Below are 21741 nucleotides of genomic sequence, written 5' to 3'. Positions count from 1 at the left end.
TCCAGCGCAACCGGAGCGGCCGGGTCGGTGTTCTCTCGGTGTGCCCACAAGTGGCGGGAACCTGGACGCGGAGGTCGGTGCGGTGCTGGCGTCGTTGCGGCGCAGCGGGGCTGTGCTGGTGAACGTCGGGCACGGCCGGGATCCGCTCAGCGCGGCTCGGGCGGCGGCGTTCGTCGCTGCCTGGCAGGACGTCGGGCAGGTCGGCCTGGTCGTGTCGTGGCCCGCCGTCGCGGCCTCGTGGTTGCGGCCGGCCCGGCGGCTGGTGTCCGGCGCACCGGACGCGTGGGTGGTGGCCGACTCGCCCGAGGGGTGGGCCGGGCTCAGCCCGCGGCTCGCGAGCACGCCGGGGTGGCGTGCCGACCGCACCTTCGTGTTCCCGGGGCTGCCTGAAGCGCCCCGCCGGTTCGAAACGGAGAGTCGTGGACACCCATGAGACCCCGGTGGGCACCGTCACCCTGGCCGCCTCGGCGGAGGGTCTGACGGTGTGCACCTTCGCCCCGCCCGACGTCGCGCGGGAACGCTACCCGGAGGCCACCGCCGACCCCGCCGTGATCGAGCGGACGCGCCGGGAGCTGGATGATTACTTCGCGGGCCGCTTGCGCGAGTTCACCGTGCCGGTGGACCTGCGTTACGCGAGCGCGTACCACCGCACGGTCCTGGCCGGGCTGGGCGGCGTGGGGTACGGCCGTACGACCACCTACGGCAGGCTCGCCGCCGACCTGGGGCTGCCGACGAGCGCGGCCCGCGGGGTGGGCGGTGCGATGGCGGGGAACCCGGTGCTGATCGTCGTGCCATGTCACCGGGTGCTGGGTTCGGGCGGTGCGCTCGTCGGCTACGCGGGCGGGCTGGAGGTCAAGCGGCGACTGCTCGACCTGGAGGGCACGCAGACCGCGTTGGACTTCGGGACGTGACCTACCGACTGCTCGGTCCGGACGGGAAGCCTTACCCGTCAACGGTTCCGGGCACCCTGGGTGGGCACCGGCGATTGCGCGTGTACGGGCGGTTGGACTGCCCGAACGCCCTGCGTTGGTTGGCACGCGGGCACTACGCGCGGCACCGGGTGTTCTTCGCGGACGAGGTGACGGCACGGCTGGCCGGGTTCCGACCCTGCGCGGTGTGCCTGCCCGAGGAGTACCGGGCGTGGCTCGGGTCCTGAGCCCCCGGTGCTCAACCGGCGTCGTCGGCTCCGGTCCGCGATGCCGCACCCTTCCGAACGGCTGGAGTCGCGGTGCAGCGCACAACGGCTCACCGAACCGGCCGGCTGCTCGCGGTGATGGGCATGGCGGTCTCGCTGATCGGGTTCACCGCCCCGGCCGGGGCGAGCGCCGGCGCGGCTCCTCGGCTGTCGTTTGACGCATGTTCCAGGCGACACGGGCCGGGCTGCGGCGGGATGATCGGTGGGTGTGGTCGAGCAACAGCGTGTCGGGCCGGGTCGATGGTCCGGTGGTGCAGATCGGTGTGGTGCTGGGCAACGTCATCCTGGACGCGGATCGCGTGCGGTCGGCCTACACGTCCCAGGTATGCGCACTGGCACCGGACGCCTTGGAGGGTCGAGACGAGGAGTTGGCCGTCCTATCGGCGTTCTGCACGTCGACGGAAGAGGGCTACCTGTGGTGGCAGGCGGAGGCGTGGTCCGGCAAGTCCGCGCTGCTGTCCTGGTTCGTCCTGCACCCCCCGCCGGGAGTGCGCCTCGTGTCGTTCTTCGTCACCTCCCGGCTGCCCGGCCAGAACAATCGGCGCGGCTTCGTGGACAACGTGCTGGACCAGCTCTACGACATCACGGGCGAGCCCCCACGCACCGACCTCACCGACACCACCCGGGAGCCCCACCTCCTGCGCCTGCTCGCCGAGGTGGCGCAGCAGGTCCGGCAGCGGGGTGAGCACTTCGTGTTAGTGGTCGACGGCTTGGACGAGGACCGCGGGGTGGACGGCTCACCCGACGCGCACAGCATCGCGGCGCTGCTTCCCCGCGGTGGGGTGCCCGTGATCGTGGCGGGCCGGCCCGACCCCGACCTGCCCGACGACGTGCCGCCCGAGCACCCGCTGCGCACGTCCGCGCGGGTCGAGACCTTGTCCGCCTCACCGAAAGCCGGCGCCGTGCGCGATGTGATGATCAGGGACCTCAAACGACTCCTGCGCGGCAGCCAGGTCCAGCAGGACCTCCTCGGGTTCGTCACCGCGGCCGGTGGCGGCCTGACCGCGCACGACCTCGCGGAACTGACCGGCACGTCGTCGTGGCAGGTCGAGGACGACCTCCGCACCACGGCCGGACGCAGTTTCTCCCGCCGTCCCGACAATCCCCCGGTCTTCGTCCTGGCCCACGAACAACTGCACGCCCTCGCGTCGGAGATGTTCGGCTCCCGACTGCGTTCCTACCGCGAGCGGCTTCGCACGTGGGCCGACGGCTACCGCATGCGCGGGTGGCCTTCCGACACGCCGCGCTACCTGCTGCGGGGCTACGCTGCCACGCTGATCACGATCGGGGACGTGGCACGCCTCCTCGACCACGCCACCGACACCCGCAGGCAGGAACTCGCGCACTCGGCGTTCGGCAACCACAACGCCTCCGTGGGCGAGATCGAGGCGGCACAGGCGGTGTTCCTCGATGAGGACGAGCCGGACCTCATCGCGCTGACGCGGCTCGCCGTCCACCGCAGAAGCCTCCAGGAAAGCGCCGACTGGATACCGCAGTCGCTGCCGCAGGTCTGGGCCAGGGCCGGCCGCGTCGAACACGCCGAATCCCTCATCGTGATGATAAGCGACCCCATACAGCGCATCCGCGAACTCATGGCGACGGCAGTTGCCCTGCACCATCGCGGCCACACGCGACGAGCATCGCAGCTCCTCGACAGGGCCGAAGGAATGGTTCGCGCGGTCAACCAGTATTGGGGAGTCTGGCTGCACCACGAACTTGCCGATGCGGCCACGGGGATCGGCGACCACGACAGGGTGCGACGTGTGGTGGGCGATGTCCGAGACGCACCGTCCAAGGCCAGGGTGTTCGCCTCCATGGCGCTGGTGGCATTGGGTTCCTCGGCTCGTGAGCAGGCTGAGGAGTGGTTCACCAGCGCTGAGGATGCCCTCGCTGCCGGTCTGGACCCCACCGGTCGCCGCGGGGGTCGCCTGAGCCCCCTGGCTTTCGCGACGATGGCAGCCGCCGCAGCGGCCTTGGACCACCCGGAAAGGGCGTCCGAGTTGGCCGGCCTGATCACCGACCCCGGTCGGGCCTATCCGATCCGGTCACGGGTTGATGCGTCGGCGGTCGCGGAAGTGTTGATCAGAGGCGGGTTTGACGATGCCGCGACCTCGCTCGCTCGAACCCTCGACAGGGCCGAGGACCGCGAGGCGACATTGCTGCGCATCACTGAGGTGATGGCTGACAGCGGCAGATTGGACGAGGCAGAGGCGATCGCCCGGACTGCCGAGGACGTGCGGTACCGGTACGCGCGGCTCGCCGCGGTCGCCGTCGCAGCAGGCAGGAACGACGCGCCCGCTCGGGCGAACCGCCTTGTGACCGAAATCAAGGACACCCTTCATGGCATTCCCACCGGGAGTAGCCGCCGGTTCACCGTCATGGCGGTCGCGGTGGCCGTCGCGGACGCCGGGCACCACGACGAGGCGGAAACCGCGGTTTACGCCGAACTGCTCCCGAACGGGGACTTCGGAGGTGCCCTGGCGGTGGCCGCGACCTTCCTGCGTCACGGCGACACCGACCGGGCCCTGGCCGTCATCGAGGCGACCGAGCAGGCCGCGCGCTCGACCTCATCCGATGTCGACGAACGCAGCATCTTGCAATGGATTGACGTCATGACGGACTTCCGAGACGTCGATCGCGCCGAACCGCTGGCTCGGTCACTCCGGGATGCGGACATACGGGCGGCAGCATGGGAACGTGTGGCCGAAGCTCATGCCGCCACCGGTGATCTCCACCGCTTCGCCAACGCGTTGGAGCAGACCACGCACCCCTCGCGACAACGACGGCCCCGCATGGAGATGATCCGCATACTTCTGGCTCGCGGCGACAATGACGAGGCCGTCGGGCTCGCGAGAGCGGCCACGGCCATGGCGCACCGTGCGGAAGCACTCACCTTCATCGCGGAAAGAACTCGCGGCAAGGCTCTGCTCGACGAGACGATCAGCCTCGCGTCCGACACAGACGACATCAAGGAGCAAGCGGCCATACTGCTCTCGGCCCTCCGCACCGCCGCCAACATGGCAGACCGGATCACAGCGGAGCAACTTCTGCGGCGGCTGAAGACCATCGAAGAGAACCTCCCCGATCGATCCCGGTACGCCGTGCCAGTCCCGTCCCTACCTGATCACCTCGGAACCCTGGTCGAGATCGCGGAGAGGGTCGATCGCTTTTTCGACCCCGACCGGAGTGTCGAGCGGGCACCGGCGGTGCGTTCCGGTATGCCGCCACTGTGGGCTGGGTCCTCGTCACTTCCGTTCCGGAAACAGCTCGCCAAGGCGCTCACGATAGGGAACTGGATGGAGATCGTCGACCGCGTCGTCGAGGTCGAACCCGCCGCCTACCCCGCCATCACCGGCGAACTCGATCGACTGCACCGCAAGCCGGCGCCTTGATCGCGTGCCGCGATGCGCGTCCGGGTGTACTCGCAGCAGGTGGCGCGATGATGTGTTGCACCGCCGGGCTGAACCCCACCGAACGACGCACCGCCCGCGAGTCGAGGCGGCATAATCGCCGTCGTGGGTGGCTTGACTGGACGTTACCTCGTCGGCCGGTACCTGCTCGTGGACCCGATCGCCGAAGGTGGGAGCGGTTCGGTTTGGCGGGTGTGGGACTCTGATTCGGGCCGCTACCTCGCGGCCAAGCTGCTCCGGCCCTCCGACGCGGGGTCGTTTGGTGCGCTTCGTCCGGGAGCAGTCGCTGCGCGTCGTCCACCCCCACGTCGTGGCTCCGGCCGGGTGGGCGGCGGAGGACGAGCAGGTGCTGCTCACCATGGAACTCGTCCGCGGCGGGGATGTCGCGCGCCTGCTGGGTGACTACGGGGCGCTGCCCCTGTCGTTCGCCGCGGTGCTGGTGGACCAGCTGCTCGACGCGTTGACGGCGGTGCACTCGCACGGCATCGTGCACCGGGACGTGAAACCGTCCAACCTGCTGCTGGAGCCCACCGGGCGGAACCGGCCCGTGCTCCGGCTCGCGGACTTCGGCATCGCCGCGGTGCTGGGTGAGCCGCGGCTGACCTCGGCGGGCCTCGCGGTGGGCAGTCCCGGCTACGTGGCACCCGAACGCCTGCTCGGCGCACCTCCCGACGTCCGCGAGGACATCTACGGGGTTGGCGTCGTCTGCTGCCGCCTGTTGACCGGGCAGCCGCCGTCGCCCGAAGTGCTCCGCTCATTGCCAAAACCGTTGCGGGCACTGGTGTCGGCGATGTGCGCGCAGTCACCGGACGACCGCCCGGAGTCGGCGGCGATCGCCCGGGAGGAGTGGCGGAACGCGGTCGAGCGCGCCGGGGCCGAGCCGATCGACCCCGCGGACCCGCACGCGATCGAGGTTTTCGAACACGTGGCACCGCTGCCGGAAGGGTACGGGCCGGACGGCCCGCTGACGCCGCCGGCCCCCACCGCCCCGAGCGCCCCGGCGGCAGAGCCGTCACGACGCGCGCGGCGGGCGTTGTCCGTCGCCGGTGCCCTGGTGCTGGCCGCCGGGCTCACCACGTCGATCATCCTGTCCACAAAGGACCATTCCAGCTCGGTGTCCCAACGCCTCGGGCACACCACCACGGCCAGCAGCACCACCACCCGCACCACGACCGGCACAACCCGCACCACAACCAGCACCACGACCAGCACAACCAGCACCACGACCAGCAGCACCACGACATCGGACACCTCCGCACCGGCGGAAGACAACCTGCTGTCCGACCCGGGTGCCGAGAAGGTCCCCGCGGCCTGGACTTCGTTCGGCTCAGGCGTTGTGAGCCAGGTCAACGCCCCTCGCAGCGGGACGAAGGCCCTGCGGATCACGTCGTCCGCCGAGCAGGAAAACAGCGCGGGAGCCACCACCAAGCCCGCCCACTCCCCGACCGTCGCGAGCACGACCTACCACGCCGCCTGCTGGGTCCAGTCACTCGACGCGGTGGGTGCCATCCTGCAAATCCAGGAGTACACGGCGGACTGGAAGCGCGTCGCCGATCCCGCACCGTCGCCGAAGGTCGTCCTCGACCCCGGTGAGTGGAACCGCGTCTCCGTCACATACACCGCCCGGCAGAGCGGGAACCAGTTGCCTGTCACGGTGTTCTCCAACAACCTGCGCGACGGGGCAGGAGCGCTGTTCGTCGACGACTGCTCCCTGACCGCGGGGTGAGCGCGACCCCTGGACGTCCGAGGGTCGCGCTCGGGGCCACCTACCCGGGCCGGCCGCCGAAGTCCGGCAGTCGCCGCGGGTCCACCCACTTGATCCCGTCCAGGGCGTCGCCGCGGGGCGTGAAGGAACCCGCACCGACCCGGTGGGAACCCGCCCACTCGGCCGTGACGCCCACCTTGACCGCCCGTGCACCCCGCGGGTCGATCCAGCACTTCGCCATCATCAGCTCCTCATCTTCACTAGGTTTACTGCTGTAAATTTACAGCAGTGCAGTAGTGAAGTCCAGAGTTCGTGATGGAGGAACGGCGGGAGGCCGGCGGAGTGTCAGAGCTGCTCGACGTTGGCCGCGTAGTGGGCCACCGCGTCACCGGTGCGACCGGCGCCGTACACCTTGAGCACGGCCGCGATCTCCGGGTGCCCGGCCTCGATCGACGCCGCCGCGTCGAGGATCTCCTCGGCGCTCGCCACCGCGCGGAACAACGCCTGCACGGAGCGCACCGCCGCACGCGTGGTCAACGTGCCGCCGGTCGTCGAACCGCGGGTCACCACGGCCGCCTGGCCGGCGATCTCGGCCAACCTCGCCTCGACGTCGGCCGTCGCGACCCGGTTGGCGGCAACCAGCCCGCCCAGCTCGACCAGCGCCTGCAACCGCTGGACGGCCACCGGGTTGCCGATCTTCACCCGACGCGCGCTCGCCAACTGGGAGATCATGGGCGCGGACAACCCGAGGACGCCACCGATCCTAGCCTGGGTCAGCCCGAGCTGATCAGCGATCCGGCCGACCAGCACACCCAGCGGTTCGCCGTACATCGCGGCCTGCTGCTCGCGGTTCCGGTCGAGAACGACGGTCGCGTCCAGGTCGGACCCATCCTCCTGCGCCACTCGAACTCTCCCCTCGATCCGCACCCGTGCAGCCCGGTGCAAACTTCACTACCGCGAAGGGAGGTTAACACCGATACCGTCACATCGAAACGCGGACGTCCGGCGGATCCGCTGCTCCGCACGCGGTGAGTTGGCGGTGCACCCGGTCGGCGTCGGCTTCACGCCCTTGCCGCCGGAACAGCACCACCGCCTCGTGCCACGCGGCACGCGCCTCGTCGTGCCGCCCGAGCGCGACGAGCGGGTGGCCCAGGTTGTCGAGGGTGTTGGCGACCTCGTACGTGTAGCCGAGCGCCCGGAACCGCGCGAGTGCCCGCGTGTAGTGGTCGACCGCCTGGTCGTGGTGGCCGAGGCGTTGCGCGATGTAGCCCAGGCTGTCCCGGGCGTTCGCCTCGCCGGTGGGGTTGCCGTGCTCGCGGTGCAGTTCCAACGCGGCCCGGCAGTGGGCTTCGGCCGTGCGGTAGTCGCCCAGGCGGGCGGCGTACCAGCCCGCCGAGTTGAGCGCGCGGGCCTCGCCCACCGGTTGACCAAGGGCCCGGTGCAGTTCCAACGCGCGGTTGGCGTGCTCCAGCGCCCGTCGAACATCTCCCAGGCGCTCCAGTATCCACGGGAGGTGCCGGTGGGTGAGCGCCTGCTGCGTGGGATCGTGCTCGGCCAGCGACAGGGCCTGGTACAGGTGGTGGATCGCTTCCTCGTACCGGCCCAGCCTGCCGTGGGCGGTGCCGAGCACCCGGTGGGCGACGATGCCGGCGGTGGGATCCGCGAGCCGGGCGGAGGCAGCCACCGCCGCCTGCCACACGGTCAGCTCTTCGTTGCGGTGCCCCCGCCGCGTGTGGAACGTGGTCAGGGTCCAGGCCAACTGCCACACCACGTCGTGCCAACCGCGGGCGCGGGCCGTCCGCTGGGCGGCGAGGAGGTGGGGGTGCTCGACGTCCAGCCAGGCCATCGCCGCCGACTGGTCGGGCAACGGCTGGAACTCCACGTCCGGGGCGGGCGGGTCCAGCCGGACGGGCTCGGCGTGGGGGTCGAGGATGCGCTCGGCGTGGTAGGCGCTGTGCAGGTAGAAGTCCACCACTCGGCGCAGCGCCGCCGTCCGCGTCGGCTCGGCCAGCTCCTCGGCCACGGCGGCGGCGTACTTCCGGATGACGTCGTGCATCGCGTAACGTCCCCGAGCCTTCCGCTCCACCAGGGAGGCGTTCTCCAACGCCCTCAGCACCCGGCGGGTCTCCCGCGGCGGCAACCCGGCGAGCGAGGCCGCCGCGGGCAGTCCGACGTCGGGTCCGGGAGCGATGCCCAGCAGGGCCAGCACGGTGCGCTGCCGGGAAGTCAGGCCGCGGAGTGACCACGAGAGCACCGAAGGCAGGCCGGCTGCGGTGTCGGTATCGCTGGACAACGCCTCCAGGCCCAGCTCACGCAGCTCGGCGGCGAGTTCGGCCAGGGTGACGGACGGCCGGGCGGCGGCGTGCCGAGCGGCGATCGACAACGCGAGGGGGTAGTGCCCGCACAGCCCGACCAGGTCGCCGGTCGCACCGCGTTCCGCGTCGACCCGCGCTCGGCCCAGCCGTCCGACCAGCACGGCGTACGCCTCGTCGTGGGGCAGCACGTCCAACTGGAGGCAGCACGCGCCGTGCCGGATGACCAGCGACTCGGGCTTCGTCCGGCTGGTGATGAGCACGGTGGAGGTCCGCGTGCCGGGCAGCAGCGGTGTCACCTGGTCCGAGTTCGCCGCGTTGTCCAGGACCAACAGCACGCGCTTGTCGGCGACGAGGCTGCGGAACAACGCCACCATGGCGTTCAGCTCGTCGGGGACGCGGTCCGCCGCGACGCCGAGCGCCGTGAGGAAGTCGCGCACCACCTCCCGCGGTGCCACCGGGCTTTCCGCGGGGCTGAAGCCACGCAGGTCCACGAACAACTGGCCGTCCGGGAACCGGTCGGCGTGGCGGTGCGCCCAGTGCAGCGCCAGCGACGTCTTGCCGATGCCCCCGGCGCCGGTCAGCACGGAGATCCCGGTCGTCCCGCCCTCCAGCGTCGCGGTCAGCACGTCCAGTTCGCCCGCGCGTCCGACGAAGTGCGGCGGCGGGGGCGGTAGCTGCCGCGGGACGAGGCGATCGGGGGCCGGGGCGGGCGTGGTCAACGTGATGTCGGCGTTGAGCACCCGCCGGTGCAGCGCCTGCAACTCGGGGCCGGGGTCGACGCCCAGCTCCTCGACGAGCCGATCGCGGGTCGCGCGGTAGTGGGCCAACGCGTCCGCCTGCCGCCCGGACCGGTACAACGCCACGAGGTACTGCGCGGCCACCCGCTGGTCGAGGGGGTGCTCACGGGCGCGGACCGCCAACCCGGGCAGCAGTTCCGCGTGCCTCCCCGCTCGGAGCGCGAGGTCGGTGCGGTGCAGTTCGGCGGCCTCGCGCTCCCGGTCGAGCGCGTGGCGCACCGAGCCGATCCAGGGCGTGTCCAGCCCGGCGAAGGGCTCGCCCCGCCACAACGCCAGCGCTTCCTCGACGGCGGCCAACCCCGGCGGCTCCCCCGCGCCGCGGTTGCGGGCGAGCAGGCCGCGGAACCGGTGCAGGTCCACCGAATCCGGCGGCACCGCCAGCTCCCACCCGCCGGCCCGGCGCACGATCGCGGTGTCCGGCAGGTGGTCGAGGGCGCGACGCAGCCGCGAGAGGTAGCTGTACAGGGTTTCCCGCCACCGGTGCGGGACGCGCTCGCCCCAGGCGCGGTCGACCAGGCGATCCGCGCTGACCACCCGGTTCGCGTCCACCACCAGGGCGACGAGCACGCAGCGCTGCTGGGCGTGCCCCAGGTCGACCCGCGTCGCCCCCGCCCACGCCTCGACCGCGCCCAGCACGCGCAACTCCCCCATCACCGACTCCTCCGGACGACGGCGGTGTGCCTCGGAGGTCCAGCGATAGCACGGGGAACCGGGCGCTCGAACGTCATTGGGAGCTTCGTACCCGATCGGCTCCCGCTCGACGGCTCAGCCGGAGGGCGAGCCACTGCGGCTCTGAACGCCCGCGAAGCCGGTGCGTCGACGTCACGCGGCACGAGGTGCGTTCGCCGGGGAACGACGGGATCGGCTGAACCGTCGCATCATCGGCCGTTCGACCGCGGCGTGCACCGTGGCCGCGACGGCGAGCGACACGGCCAGGAATCCCAGCACCACCAAGAGCGCGACGGGCGTGCTCCACGCAGCACCACCGAGCAGCCGGTGCCCGTAGGACAGCACGAGCCAGTGCACCATGTAGAACGCGAAGGACGTCTCACCCAGCCACTGCGCGACCCGGCCGCGCAGGACCGAGCGCCGTCCGCTCAGGTCGGCTCGCGCGCCGGCACCGATGAGCAGCGCCAGCGGCACGGCCGTCGCGGCGGCGAACTGGTACGGCGTGGGCGCGACGAGTGCCACGGCGTACCCCGCACCGACCAGCGCCGTCGCCCACCACAGCCCGACGTCCACCCACCGACCGGTCGCGACCAGTCGGGCGACGACCATGCCCAGCACGAACTCCAGGGCGCGGACCGGCGGGAACACGTACAGGAACCAGAACGACGCCATCGACGTCCCGGGGTCCCACGGCACGCTCGGGCTCGCCGGCAGCACGGCGCCCGCGACGGGCACCACCAGCACGCACGCCGCCGCCAACGCACCCGCCGCCACCCACAGCCGTTGCGGGCGGATGCGGCGCACCAGTGGCAGCAGCACCGGGAACGACAGGTAGAACAGCACTTCGCAGGCCAGCGACCAGCTGACGTTGTTCATGCTGGAGAACACCTCGCGCACCGGCACCCACGTGTGCACCAGCAGCAGGTTCGGCAACGCCTGGTGCCACCCGAAAGCCGGTCCGGCCGCCACCATGAGCAGCACCGCGGCCACCCAGGTGACCACGTGGTTGGGGTAGATCTTCACGAACCTCCGCCGCCAGAACCGGCGCGCGGTGTCGTCGTCCCGCGCCGACCAGGTCAGCACGAAACCGCTGAGGATGAAGAAGAACGACACCCCGGCGAACCCGAACTTGTTCACCGCCGCGTAGTACGCGCCACCGACCGCGGTGTCGGCGAACACCCCTTCCAGCGACACGTGGAAGGCGAACACCATCAGGGCAGCCGCGAACCTCATGCCGGTCAACGACGGTAACCGCTGTTCGATCCCCCGCACGTTCCCTCCCGGTGGGCTTCGGGCGTGCCTCAGCCGGGCAGCCGGACGGATTGCGCGTGGTGGAACACGTCCGCGGCGTCCCACCTGGCCTTGACCCGCTGCAACCGCGGGTAGTTGTCCTTGAAGTAGAGGTCGTGCCACGGGACGGCGGACCGGTTGTGCGCCGGGTCGCCCAGGTCGATGTCCGGGTAGTTGATGAAACAGCCGTCCGTCACGTCGTTCGGCACCGGAACGCCGCCCGTGTCCGCGTGCACGTCCGAGTACAACTCCCGCAGCCACGCGATGTGGCGGTCGTCCTCGGCCGGGTCGGTCCACGCCACGCCCCACAGCAGCTTGAGCACCGAATCGCGGTGCGCGACGGCCGTGTCGCCGGGCGCGACCGCGTTGACGCGCGCGCCGTACGACGCCATGGAGACCCTGGCGGTCGGGTAGCCGTAGTCGGGTCGCGTGAAGTGGTGGTGCAGCGCCGACACCTGCGTCTCGTCGTACCAGGACCGCAGGTAGCTCGACTTGAAGTCGCTGCGGCTGGTGGTGTCGTTGGCCCACAGGCCCTGCCACCCGGTGCCGTGCAGCCACGGCAATGCCCGCCGCTCGACCACCCGCGGCGGCGCGGCGACACCGTCGCCGACGGCGGCGACGAGGTCGTCGATCACCCGGTCCGGCGCGGCCAGGCCGCCGTCCACCTGCACCGCCAGCGTGCACGGGCCGGTCTGCCGGGGCACCAGGTTCAACCGCGCGAAGACACCCGCGAGCGGGTTGCCCGGTGCGGCGTTGGCGGCGCACCAGCGCGCGTAGTTGCCGAGCAGGCGGTGGAAGCCGTCCTCGCCCAGCGACGCCCAGGGCCACTCGACCCGGCCGACCCACACCGACGCCGGTGGTCGTGGCAGCAGGTCGGCGGGGTCGGCGCCGCTCGCGCCGGTGGTGCGGAACCAGTACCTGGTGACGATGCCGAAGCTGCCGCCCCCGCCCCCGGTGTGCGCCCACCACAGGTCGCGGTTCGGGTCGTCGGGTTCCCGCGTCGCCACGACCTTGCGCACCCCGTGCGCGTGATCGGCGACGACGACCTCCACCGCGTACAGGTGGTCGACCACCAGGCCGTGCAGCCGGGACAGCGGGCCGTACCCGCCGCCGGCGACGTGCCCGCCCGCGCCGACCGAGTAACACGAACCGCCGGGCAGGGTGACGCCCCAGCGCTTGAACAGCGTGGCGTAGACGTCGCCCATGACGGCTCCCGCCTCCACCTCCACCGCGCGCAGGCGCGGGTCGTGGCGGATGCCGGTCAGGTCCGACACGTCGATGACCACACCGACGCCGGGTTCGGCGGCGAACGCCTCGTAGCAGTGCCCGCCGCTGCGCACGGAGAGCCGCAGCCGGTCGCGCAGCGCCCCGCGCACGGCGGTGACGACCTGGTCGGGCGTGCGGACCACCACGACGCGGTCCGGCGTGGCCACCCAGCGGTGGTTCATGCCGCGCACCAGGTCGCCGTACCTCCGGTCGCCGGGTGTCACGACGGCCGGTTCCCCCGCGCTCGCCGCCGCCGGAGCGGCGGTGGCCACCACGCCGGCAGCCACCGCCGCTCCGGCGAGGAAACCCCGCCGCGACAACGCTTCCCCCATCGTCCCCCCCCCCAAGTTCCTCACCCCGTGACGGGGTCACCCTCCTCCGCCGCGGCGGAGGTCACCCGGTTCAGCCGCTTGAGCAGCAGACCCAGCGCGATCGCGACGACCACCGCGCCCACCGCCGCGTACAGGGCGGCGGACTGCGCCGAGCCCAGCGCCGCCGCCCGGTCGACCCCCGCGCCGATCAGGTCGCGCGACCGCAGCGCCACGACCGTCGTCAGCACCGCGATGCCGATCGCGCCGATCACCTGGTTGCTCATCACCAGCAGACCCGACGTCGCGCCCGCCACCTCGTCGGTCGTCCCCATCGTCGCGATGACGAACACGGAGACGATCGCCAGGCCGAGCCCCACGCTCGCCACGCCCGCGGGCAGGATGAAGGTCACCACCAGGTTGCCGTGCACGTCGAGCGCGGTCGCCCACCAGACCAGGCCGACCGCCTGGACGACCAGGCCGGTGAGGAGCAGGTTGACCGGCCCGCCGACGCGACCGAGCAGCCTGCCCGCGAGGTTCGTGCCCAGGAACAGGCACAGGTCGAGCGGGATCATCACCAGCGCGGCCGAAACGGGTCCGTAGCCGCGCGCGTCCTGGAGGTGCACGGAATTGCTCACGAACACGCCGTAGAGCGCGAACCCGACCAGGCCGCAGGCGACCACCCCGAGCACCAGCGCGGGCGCCCGGAACAACGCCCGGGGCAGCAACGGCGTCGTGGCGGTGCGCTGCCGCACGACGAAGGCGACCAGCAGTACCGCGGCGGCGGCCAGCGAGACCAGCACGGCGGTGCCGCCCCACCCGGAGACGCCGCCCCGGATCGCCGCGTACACCACCAGCGACAGGCCGACGGTCCCGGTGAACGCGCCGAACACGTCGAGACCGCCACCGACCACGGGCCGCACGGCGGGCAGCAGGCGCAACCCGAGCAGCACGATCACGAGGCCGATCGGCAGGTTGATCAGGAACACCAGGCGCCAGTCGACGCCCGCCAGCAGGCCGCCGAGCAGGACGCCCACCGGTCCGGCGACACCACCCACGCCGCCGAAGATCCCCATGGCCTTCGTCCGGTCCGGCCCGTCCTCGAACAGGTCCGTGACCGTGGCCAGGGCGGCGGGGCTGGCCATGGCCGCGCCGACGCCCTGGAGCACCCGGCCGGCGACGAGCATCCAGGGCTCGACGGCCACCGTGCACAGGGCCGAAGCCGCGGTGAACAACACCACGCCCCACAACAGCATCCGCCGCCTGCCGACCAGGTCGGCGGCGCGGCCTCCCAGCAGGACGAGGCCACCGAGCACGAGCATGTAGCCGTCCATCACCCAGGCCAGGCCCTCCGGCGAGAAGCCGAGGTCCGCCCGCACCGACGGCAGCGCTATCGCCACGATGCCGGTGTCGAGGATGACCATGAACTGGATGACCACCAGCAGCCAGAAGATCGACCAGGGGTCGCGCCGCGCGCCGTTACCACTCGTTGTACCCACCTCGGACAGGGTTGTCGCACCCGGACGAACCCGGCATCACGTGTTCGCGCGATCCGGCAGCTCGACGGACTGGCCGTGCCGGAACACGTCGTGCGGGTCCCAGCGGCCCTTCGCCCGCTGGAGCCGCGGGTAGTTCTCCTTGTAGTACAAGGTCTGCCAGGGCACGCCGGACCTGTTGTGGCGCGGGTCGCCGAGGTCGGTGTCCGGGTAGTTGACGTAGCAGCCGTCCGTGGCGTCGTCGGGCACCGGCACGCCGCCGGTCTTCGCGTAGACGTCGGCGTACACCGCGCGCAGCCACGCCAGGTTGACCTCGTCGTCCTCCTCCTTGTCCCAGAACGACTGGTACAGCGCCTTGAACACCGAGTCGCGCTGTGCGACGGCGGTGTCGCCCGGCGCGGGTGAATTGGCCCGGCCGCCGAACGAGATCAGCATCGCCATCGCGTTGGGGTTGGCGATGGCGTCGCCGGTCACGTGCCGGTGCAGCGCGGCGATCTGCTCGTCGGTCAGCGCGCGGCGGTGGTAGGCGGACTTGTGCTCGCCCCGCAGCGTCGGGCTGATCAGCACGGGCGTGTTGGTCGCCAGGTAACGCGTGCCGTTGAGCCAGGGGTACCGCTGCGGCGTGGCGATCTCCACCATCGGCCCGAACTCGCCCACCGCGAAGTCGACCGGTGCGGGCGTGACGTCGATGCCCGCCGTGACGTCCTCCAGGAACCGGCGGAGCAGGTCCTCGGAATCCGGTCGGGTGCCGTCGAACTGCGCGACGACCAGCGCGGCGCCCGCCGAGCGGTGCGGCAGGACCAGGAACGCGGCGAGCCCCGCGTACGGCTCGTCGGGATCGCTGTTGGCCTCGTGCCAGGCGCCGAAGTTGCGCACCAGCGCGGAGAACTCGGCCTCGCCGAGCGCGTCGTAGGGCAGCGCGACGGCGTTGAGCAGGATCTCGGCCGGCGGGGCGGGCAGCAACCGGGCGGGGTCGTCGCCGGTGGCGTCCGGTGACCGCATCCAGTATTTCGTGACGATGCCGAAGTTCCCGCCACCGCCACCGGTGTGCGCCCACCACAACTCGCGGTTGGGGTCGTCCGGTTCGCGCGTCGCGACGACCACCTCGGCACGGCCCCGGTCGTCGACCACGACGACCTCGACCGCGTACAGGTGGTCGACGGTGAGGCCGTGCTTCCGGGACAGCGTCCCGTAACCGCCGCCGACGATGTGCCCGCCCGCGCCGACGGAGAAGCACGTGCCGCCGGGGATCGTGACGCCCCAGGTCCGGTAGAGCCGCTCGTACGCCTGGAGGAGCGTCGTGCCGGGCTCGATCGCGAACGCGTTCATCCGCTTGTCGAAGTACACGCCGCGCATCTCCGACAGGTCGATCACGACCTGCGCTTCGGCGTGGTAGACGAAGTCCTCGTAGCAGTGCCCGCCGCTGCGGACCGAGATCCGCGACCCCTCCCGCACCGCGCGCTGGACCGCCCGGACCACCTGGCGGGTGTCGTTGACGATCTCGACGTACCGGGGCCGGGCTCGCCAGCGCTGGTTGTTCCCCGACACGAGGTCGCGGTAGCGCGGCTCGTCGGCGCTCACCCGGACCGCCGCCGCCACGCTCGCCGCCACGCCCTCCGGCTCGACCACGCGCAGTTCCGTCGACTCCATCGATCCCCCACTCCCCACTGTCATCACCAAGGCAACGCGGTCCACGCACGTTGCTGCATTCCGGGCACGGCACAGGTTTTCCGATCACGTGCAGTCACACATCACGCGTTCACGCGATGCCGATCGGCTGAACGCGGCTCGCTTTGCGCGAGATCACGTGAACAAGCGATGGCAGCGGCACCCGGCCGGACCACCCTGGGCACGACACCGCTGCGACGCGAGAGGAGCCGGCCGTGACGGTCACGCTGACGCACACCGTCCCGTTGCCCGTGGACGAGGGCGGCGGGCAGCCGGGCTTCGACCGGATCTGGCAGTCGATGCTGAGCAAGGCGGAGAACCCCGTCGAGTACGTGCCGTCGATCACCGCGTGCCGGGTCGTCGAGCGGTACGCCGACGGGTTCCTGCGCGAGGTCGTCTTCTGGGGCCGCGACCGCGTGCTGGAACGCGTGACGCCCCAGCGCGAGCGCGGCCGGATCCTGTTCGAGGTGATCGACCACCCCGAGATGGTGCTGATCACCAACGAGCTGATCGCGGACGCCGAGGGCCGCTACAGCTTCACGCTCACCTACGTCCTGTCCGAGGGGCGGGTGTCGAAGCTGCGCGCGGAGAACGAGTTCATCGACCGGTTCGCCGGTGTCGTCCGGGAAACCGCGGAGACCACGGTTTCCCAGCTCGGCCGCACCGCGTCGGGCCACCGCTGACCACAGCGCCACACCACGAGGAGAGAACGCACATGTCCGATCGGTTCGCCGGCAAGGTCGTCCTGATCACCGGGGGTGGCTCCGGCATCGGGCGCGCCGCCGCCCTCGCGTTCGGCCGCGAGGGGGCGGCCGTCGTGGTCTCGGGACGCGACGGGGGCAAGCTCGCCGGCACCGTCGCGGAGCTGGAGGCGGTCGGCGCCAAGGCGCTCGCGGTGCGGGCCGACGTCCGGAGCGACGCGGACGTCGCCCGCCTGGTCGAGACCGCGGCGACGCACTTCGGCGGGCTCGACATCGCCTTCAACAACGCGGGGGTCAGCGGCGTCGGCCTGCTGGACCTGGGCGAGGAGGAGTGGGCGCGGATCGTCGACACCGTCTTCGCGGGCGTCTGGCGGTCGATGAAGCACGAAGTCGCCTACATGCGCGAGCACGGCGGCGGCGTGATCGTCAACAACGCGTCGAACGTCGGCCTGCACACCCGGATGCCGATCATCGGCGTCTACGGCGCAGCCAAGGCGGCGGCGGCCGTCCTGACCCGGGCCGCCGCGCGGCAGCACATCGCCGACGGCATCCGGATCAACGCCGTCAGCCCTGGCCCGACCGCGACGGAGCTGTCCAAGGCACCGGGCCAGACCGACGAGGAGCGGGACGCCGCCTACGCGCCGATGATCCCCCGCGGCCGGATCGGCACGCCGGAAGAGGTGGCCGACGTGGTGCTGTGGCTCGCGTCCGACCAGTCCGCCTACGTGATCGGGCAGGACGTCGTCGTCGACGGCGGCGTGACCGCGTAGCGGTGACCAGGGGTCTTGCCGCGGTGGTCCCCCAGGCCGCGGCAGGACCCCGCCCTCAGCCCACCGAGTCGTGCTCCAGCACCCGGCGGGTGAGTTCGACCCGGCTGGACAGGCCGAGCTTGGCGAACGCGTGCCGCAGGTGGCTGTCCACGGTGTGCGGCGAGAGGAACAGCCTGCCCGCCGTCTCGCGGTTGGTCAGCCCTTCCGCGACCAGCCGCACCACGCGCAGCTCCGACTCGGTCAGGCTGTCCCAGCCGGTCGCCGGCCTGCGCCCCGCGGCGGCGGCCAGGGGCCGCACCCCGAGCCCCCGCAGCCGCCGCCGGACCCGCCCGGTGTCCCGGCGCGCACCCGTGGTCGCGTAGCGGGCCAGGGCCTCGTTGAGGAACCCCACCGCCGCGTCCCGGTCCCGCGTGACGCGCGCGCCGTCCTCCAGCGCCGAGGCGAGCGCGAACGGCCGGGGGCTCTCCCGGTACGCCCGCACGGCCAGGTCGAACGCGGCCGGGTCGCCGGTCAGCAGGCCCTCCGCGTGGGCGGCGGCACCGGTCAAGGACGCCACACCGGGGTTGTCCGCGGCCAGGGAGCGCACGGCGTCGACGACGCCCTCCGCCTGCCGGCGGCCCCCGGCACGCAACGCCAGGCGCACCAGCTGCGGTCCGGCGCCCGGGTCCCGGACCAGCAGCAGGACCCGTTCGTCGAGCTTCTCGACGATCCCGCGGACGGCGAGCCACGCCTCCGTCCGCTTGCCCAGCGCGTCGAGCACGAGCGCCCGGGTCCACCGCAGGTTCTCCGACACCACGCCGATGCCGGAATCCACCAGCGCCCGCACGCGCCCCAGGTGCTCGCGGGCCTCGGTCAGCGCGTCGCGGCGCACCGCCGCCCGGGCCAGGACGGCCTCCAGCGACGACGCCATCGCCCGGATGTCCAGCCGCTCGGCCACCCGCAGCCCGGCTTCGGCCTCCGCCTGCGCGTCGGCCACCCGGCCCTCCGCCACGTGCAGCTCGGCCAGGTAGTAGTGCCACAGCGGCAGCGACCAGCCGGTGCCCAGGCGTTCGGCCTCGCGCCGGCCGATCTCGAACACCGCCGACGCCTCGGTGAACCGGTCGGCGGCGGCGAGCGCGGGTGCGAGCCACAGCCGGGGGTGCCGGTGCCGGGCGTCGCCGCCGAACCGCTCGGCGATGTCCACGGCCCGGGTCGCGATCACGATGGCCGCGCCGAGGTCGCCACGCGCCTGCGCGCCGACGCTCTGCGCGGCCAGCCCGAACACGACGGCCGCGTGCTCCCCCGTCGCCTCGCCGAGTTCGGCCGCCCGGCCACCCGCCCGGTCCGCGCCCACGAGGTCGTCGGCCTGGAGGTGGCCGTGCGCCTGGATCGCGTGCAGGTGCGCCCGCGCCCGGTCGGGCACGCCCGGGCGGTCCAGCGCGCGGCGCGCGTACTCCAGCACGACGCTCTCGTGGCCCGCGTGCTTCACCGCTTCGGCGAGGCCGAGCAGCACCTCTGCCTCCACCTCGGCGGGCAGCGTCTCGCGCAGCACCCGCTCGCCCAGCTCACGTGCCCGCACGACGCGGCCCGCGGCGGCCAGCAGGCGCACCGCCTCGGCCGCGGCCACCGGCCGGGCCGGGTCGGTCTCCGCCATCAGGTCGACGGCCTGGAGCACCATGTCGGCCGCGACACCGGGCGCGGCGTGCGCCACCGATCGCGCGGCCTCGCGCAGCAGCGGCACGGCCCGTTCGTCGGTCGTCCCGCTGCGCACGAGGTGGCAGGCGGCCTCCACGACCGCACCGCTCGCGCGCAGCAGCAGCGACGCCTCGCGGTGCAGGGCGCTGCGGACCGGACCGACGATGCCGTCGTAGACCGCCTCGCGGAGGATGTCGTGCCGGAACGCCAGCCGGGCGTCGTCGTCCACCAGCATCCCGCTGTCCACGGCTTCCTCCACCACGCCGAGCAGGTCGCCCGAGGGACGGCCGGTCACCCCTGCGGCCTCGTGCACGGTGAACGGCCTGCCGAGCACCGCCGCGGCCTCCAGCAGCCGCCGGTAGGACTCCGAGCGCCACCGCATCCGCTGTGCGACGGAGGTCAGGAAGGTGGTGGGCAGGCCGGGCGCGACGGCCGAGGCGACGCCGTCCGCGATCCGCACCCGGCCCTCCTCCCGCAGCGTCCGCAGCAACTCCTCCAGCAGGAACGGGTTGTTGCCGGTGCGCACCGCGAGGTCGAGCAACCCCTGGTCCGGTTCCGCCGCCAGCGAGGCGCGCACGACCTCGGCGACGGCCGCATCGGACAACGGGTGCAGCTCGACCCGCCGCGCGCCGTCGTCGACGAGGTGCCCGACGACGTCGCCGACCGGGGAACCCGCGCCTGCCGGCCGCCGGGCGATCAACCACAGCACCGGTGCCGTCCGCAACGCGGGCACCATCACGCGCAACGCCGCCAACGTCAGCTCGTCGGCCCACTGGGCGTCGTCCAGGACGATCATCAACGGCCGGTGGCGCACGTGGCGCTCGACCAGTTCGGTCAGGCGCTCCACCAGCCAGTACCGGTTGTGCTCGACCGAACCGAGGTGGACCAGCTCGGCGGCCCGCGCCTCGTCGAGCACCGGCGGCTCGCCGGAGCGCAGGCCGCCGAGCAGCGGCGCCAGCGGCAGCTCGACGTACTCGGCCGCCCGGCCGAGCGCGACACCGACACCGGCGGCGCGGGCGCGGTCCACCGCCGCCGCGAGGACCCGCGTCTTGCCGATGCCCGGCGGCCCCTCGACCACCAGGCAGCCGCCGTCACCCCGGACGACCGCCGCGAGCACGTCGTCCACGGCCGTCAGCACCGACTCGCGTTCCACCAGCGGAGTGATCGCCGAGCGCAAGTCCCACCCCCTTGCTCAGGCCCCCGACCAGACAGTACGACGTCGGTCGGAATCCGTCCCCGACTATCCCGTGAACCGGTGATGCCGACTCCCGGAGGCGGGCAGAAGACTCCACCCCATGAGAGAACTCTCCATCGCGGTCGTCGGCGGGGGCATCGCCGGCCTCGCGACCGCCGCGGCGCTGCACCGGGTCGGGCTGCGGTGCGACGTGTTCGAGCAGACCCGGCACCTGCGTGAGATCGGGGCGGGCGTGCAGCTCGCGCCGCAGGCCGTGCGCGTGCTCCGCCGGCTCGGCGTGGGCAGCCACCTGGACAAGGTGTCCGTCCACCCCCGGATGGTCGAGATGCGGCGCTGGGACGACAACGCGGCGATCAGCCGCACCACCCTCGGCGAGGAGTGCGCCGAGCTGTACGGCGCGCCGTACCTCACCCTGCACCGCGCGGACCTGCACCGGGGCCTGCTGGAGGCGGTGCCCGAGGGGACGGTGCACCTGGGCGCGCGGTGCGTCTCGGTGACCGAGCACGCCGACGCCGTCGAACTCCGGTTCGCCGACGGCACGACGCGCACCGCGGACGTGGTCGTCGGCGCCGACGGCATCCACTCCGCGGTGCGCGAGGTCCTGGTGGCCGACGAGCCGCGCTTCTCCGGCCAGGTCATCTACCGGGGCCTGATCCCGTCCGGCCGGTTGCCGTTCCTGGTGGCCGAGCCCAAGGTCGTGCTGTGGCTCGGCCCCGGGCAGCACGCGGTGTGCTACCCGGTCTCGCGCGGCGCGTCGATCAGCGTCGGGTTCACCGTCCCGGCGGCGTCGGGCGAGGTGGAGTCCTGGTCGGCGAAGGGCGATCCCGCGGACGTGGTGGCCGCGTACGCCGAGTGGAACGAGGAGGTCCGCGCCATCGCCGGGGCGGCCGACGAGGTCGGCCAGTGGGCGTTGCACGACCGCGACCCCATCACGCGCTGGAGCACCGACCGCGTCACCGTCGTCGGCGACGCCGCCCACCCGATGCTGCCGTTCCTGGCGCAGGGCGCCAACCAGGCGGTGGAGGACGCCGTCGCGCTGGCGGCCTGCCTGGGCGCGACCACCGACCCGGCCGCCGCGCTGCGCCGCTACGAGACCGCGCGGCGCGAGCGGACCGCGCTGATCCAGACCCGGTCACGCGCCAACACCCGGGTCCTGCACCTGGCCGACGGCGAGGAGCAGCGGGAGCGCGACCTCGCCCTGCGGGCCCGGGCCAACCTGCACGGCCAGGCGTGGCTGTACGGCTACGACGTGGAACGCGAACTGCCGCCGGTCTGACGCGTT

16 protein-coding genes are annotated in these 21741 nt (G+C 72.6%); 8 read left to right on the top strand and 8 right to left on the bottom strand.

What is annotated here, in order from left to right:
* Positions 1-40: 40 nt before the first annotated feature.
* The 5 genes from KZQ38_RS30345 to KZQ38_RS30325 all read left to right on the top strand — a co-directional run bounded on the left by KZQ38_RS30345 (position 41) and on the right by KZQ38_RS30325 (position 6331).
* Positions 41-433 carry a hypothetical protein gene (locus KZQ38_RS30345; protein WP_219446904.1) on the top strand — a complete coding sequence of 131 codons (393 nt, stop codon included), beginning with the start codon at positions 41-43 and terminating at the stop codon, positions 431-433.
* Complete coding sequence (locus tag KZQ38_RS30340; protein WP_308258669.1) at positions 420-911, top strand: methylated-DNA--[protein]-cysteine S-methyltransferase; 492 nt, start codon at positions 420-422, stop codon at positions 909-911. Before KZQ38_RS30345 ends, KZQ38_RS30340 begins: the two co-directional genes overlap by 14 nt.
* Positions 908-1156, top strand: coding sequence for an Ada metal-binding domain-containing protein (locus KZQ38_RS30335; RefSeq protein WP_219446902.1), 249 nt, complete (start codon positions 908-910; stop codon positions 1154-1156). Before KZQ38_RS30340 ends, KZQ38_RS30335 begins: the two co-directional genes overlap by 4 nt.
* A 200-nt stretch (positions 1157-1356) precedes the next feature.
* The gene (locus KZQ38_RS30330) at positions 1357-4587 is read left to right on the top strand and encodes a P-loop NTPase family protein (protein WP_219446900.1); all 3231 of its coding nucleotides are present in this window, start codon (positions 1357-1359) and stop codon (positions 4585-4587) included.
* Between the two features lie 280 nt (positions 4588-4867).
* Entirely contained in the window at positions 4868-6331 is a 1464-nt protein-coding gene (locus tag KZQ38_RS30325; RefSeq protein WP_219446898.1) for a protein kinase domain-containing protein, read from the top strand.
* Between the two features lie 40 nt (positions 6332-6371).
* Here the strand turns inward: KZQ38_RS30325 and KZQ38_RS30320 are convergent, their stop codons facing one another.
* The 7 genes from KZQ38_RS30320 to KZQ38_RS30290 all read right to left on the bottom strand — a co-directional run bounded on the left by KZQ38_RS30320 (position 6372) and on the right by KZQ38_RS30290 (position 16101).
* Positions 6372-6551, bottom strand: coding sequence for a hypothetical protein (locus KZQ38_RS30320; RefSeq protein ID WP_219446894.1), 180 nt, complete (start codon positions 6549-6551; stop codon positions 6372-6374).
* Between the two features lie 104 nt (positions 6552-6655).
* Positions 6656-7213: a hypothetical protein gene (locus KZQ38_RS30315; RefSeq protein ID WP_257902574.1), complete on the bottom strand. Its 558-nt coding sequence runs from the start codon at positions 7211-7213 to the stop codon at positions 6656-6658.
* Between the two features lie 79 nt (positions 7214-7292).
* Positions 7293-10073, bottom strand: a complete 2781-nt coding sequence (locus tag KZQ38_RS30310; protein WP_219446891.1) for an AfsR/SARP family transcriptional regulator — start codon at positions 10071-10073, stop codon at positions 7293-7295.
* Positions 10074-10244: 171 nt separating this feature from the next.
* Positions 10245-11363 carry an acyltransferase family protein gene (locus KZQ38_RS30305; RefSeq protein ID WP_219446883.1) on the bottom strand — a complete coding sequence of 373 codons (1119 nt, stop codon included), beginning with the start codon at positions 11361-11363 and terminating at the stop codon, positions 10245-10247.
* Between the two features lie 29 nt (positions 11364-11392).
* Positions 11393-12979: an FAD-binding oxidoreductase gene (locus KZQ38_RS30300; RefSeq protein WP_219446881.1), complete on the bottom strand. Its 1587-nt coding sequence runs from the start codon at positions 12977-12979 to the stop codon at positions 11393-11395.
* A gap of 20 nt (positions 12980-12999) precedes the next feature.
* Complete coding sequence (locus KZQ38_RS30295) at positions 13000-14454, bottom strand: MFS transporter (protein ID WP_219446879.1); 1455 nt, start codon at positions 14452-14454, stop codon at positions 13000-13002.
* A gap of 36 nt (positions 14455-14490) precedes the next feature.
* Positions 14491-16101: an FAD-binding oxidoreductase gene (locus KZQ38_RS30290; protein WP_219446877.1), complete on the bottom strand. Its 1611-nt coding sequence runs from the start codon at positions 16099-16101 to the stop codon at positions 14491-14493.
* A 233-nt stretch (positions 16102-16334) separates the two neighbouring features.
* Here KZQ38_RS30290 and KZQ38_RS30285 point away from each other — a divergent pair, with 233 nt between their 5' ends.
* The gene (locus KZQ38_RS30285; protein WP_219446863.1) at positions 16335-16802 is read left to right on the top strand and encodes an AtaL-like protein; all 468 of its coding nucleotides are present in this window, start codon (positions 16335-16337) and stop codon (positions 16800-16802) included.
* Positions 16803-16834: 32 nt separating this feature from the next.
* On the top strand, positions 16835-17590 hold the full coding sequence (locus tag KZQ38_RS30280) for an SDR family NAD(P)-dependent oxidoreductase (RefSeq protein WP_219446862.1): 756 nt from the start codon (positions 16835-16837) through the stop codon (positions 17588-17590).
* A gap of 55 nt (positions 17591-17645) precedes the next feature.
* On the opposite strand, the gene KZQ38_RS30275 is transcribed toward KZQ38_RS30280, so the two are convergent.
* Positions 17646-20417, bottom strand: coding sequence for an AAA family ATPase (locus KZQ38_RS30275; RefSeq protein WP_219446858.1), 2772 nt, complete (start codon positions 20415-20417; stop codon positions 17646-17648).
* A gap of 142 nt (positions 20418-20559) precedes the next feature.
* On the opposite strand from KZQ38_RS30275, the gene KZQ38_RS30270 reads away from it, so the two are divergent.
* The gene (locus KZQ38_RS30270; RefSeq protein WP_219446856.1) at positions 20560-21735 is read left to right on the top strand and encodes an FAD-dependent monooxygenase; all 1176 of its coding nucleotides are present in this window, start codon (positions 20560-20562) and stop codon (positions 21733-21735) included.
* The last annotated feature ends 6 nt before the right edge of the window (positions 21736-21741 follow it).

The sequence above is a fragment of the Saccharothrix obliqua genome (assembly GCF_019375475.1).
GTDB classification, from domain to species: Bacteria; Actinomycetota; Actinomycetes; order Mycobacteriales; family Pseudonocardiaceae; genus Actinosynnema; species Actinosynnema obliqua.
The sequence above is the reverse complement of the archived record's forward strand: the minus strand, read 5'-3'. Positions and strand labels throughout refer to the sequence as shown.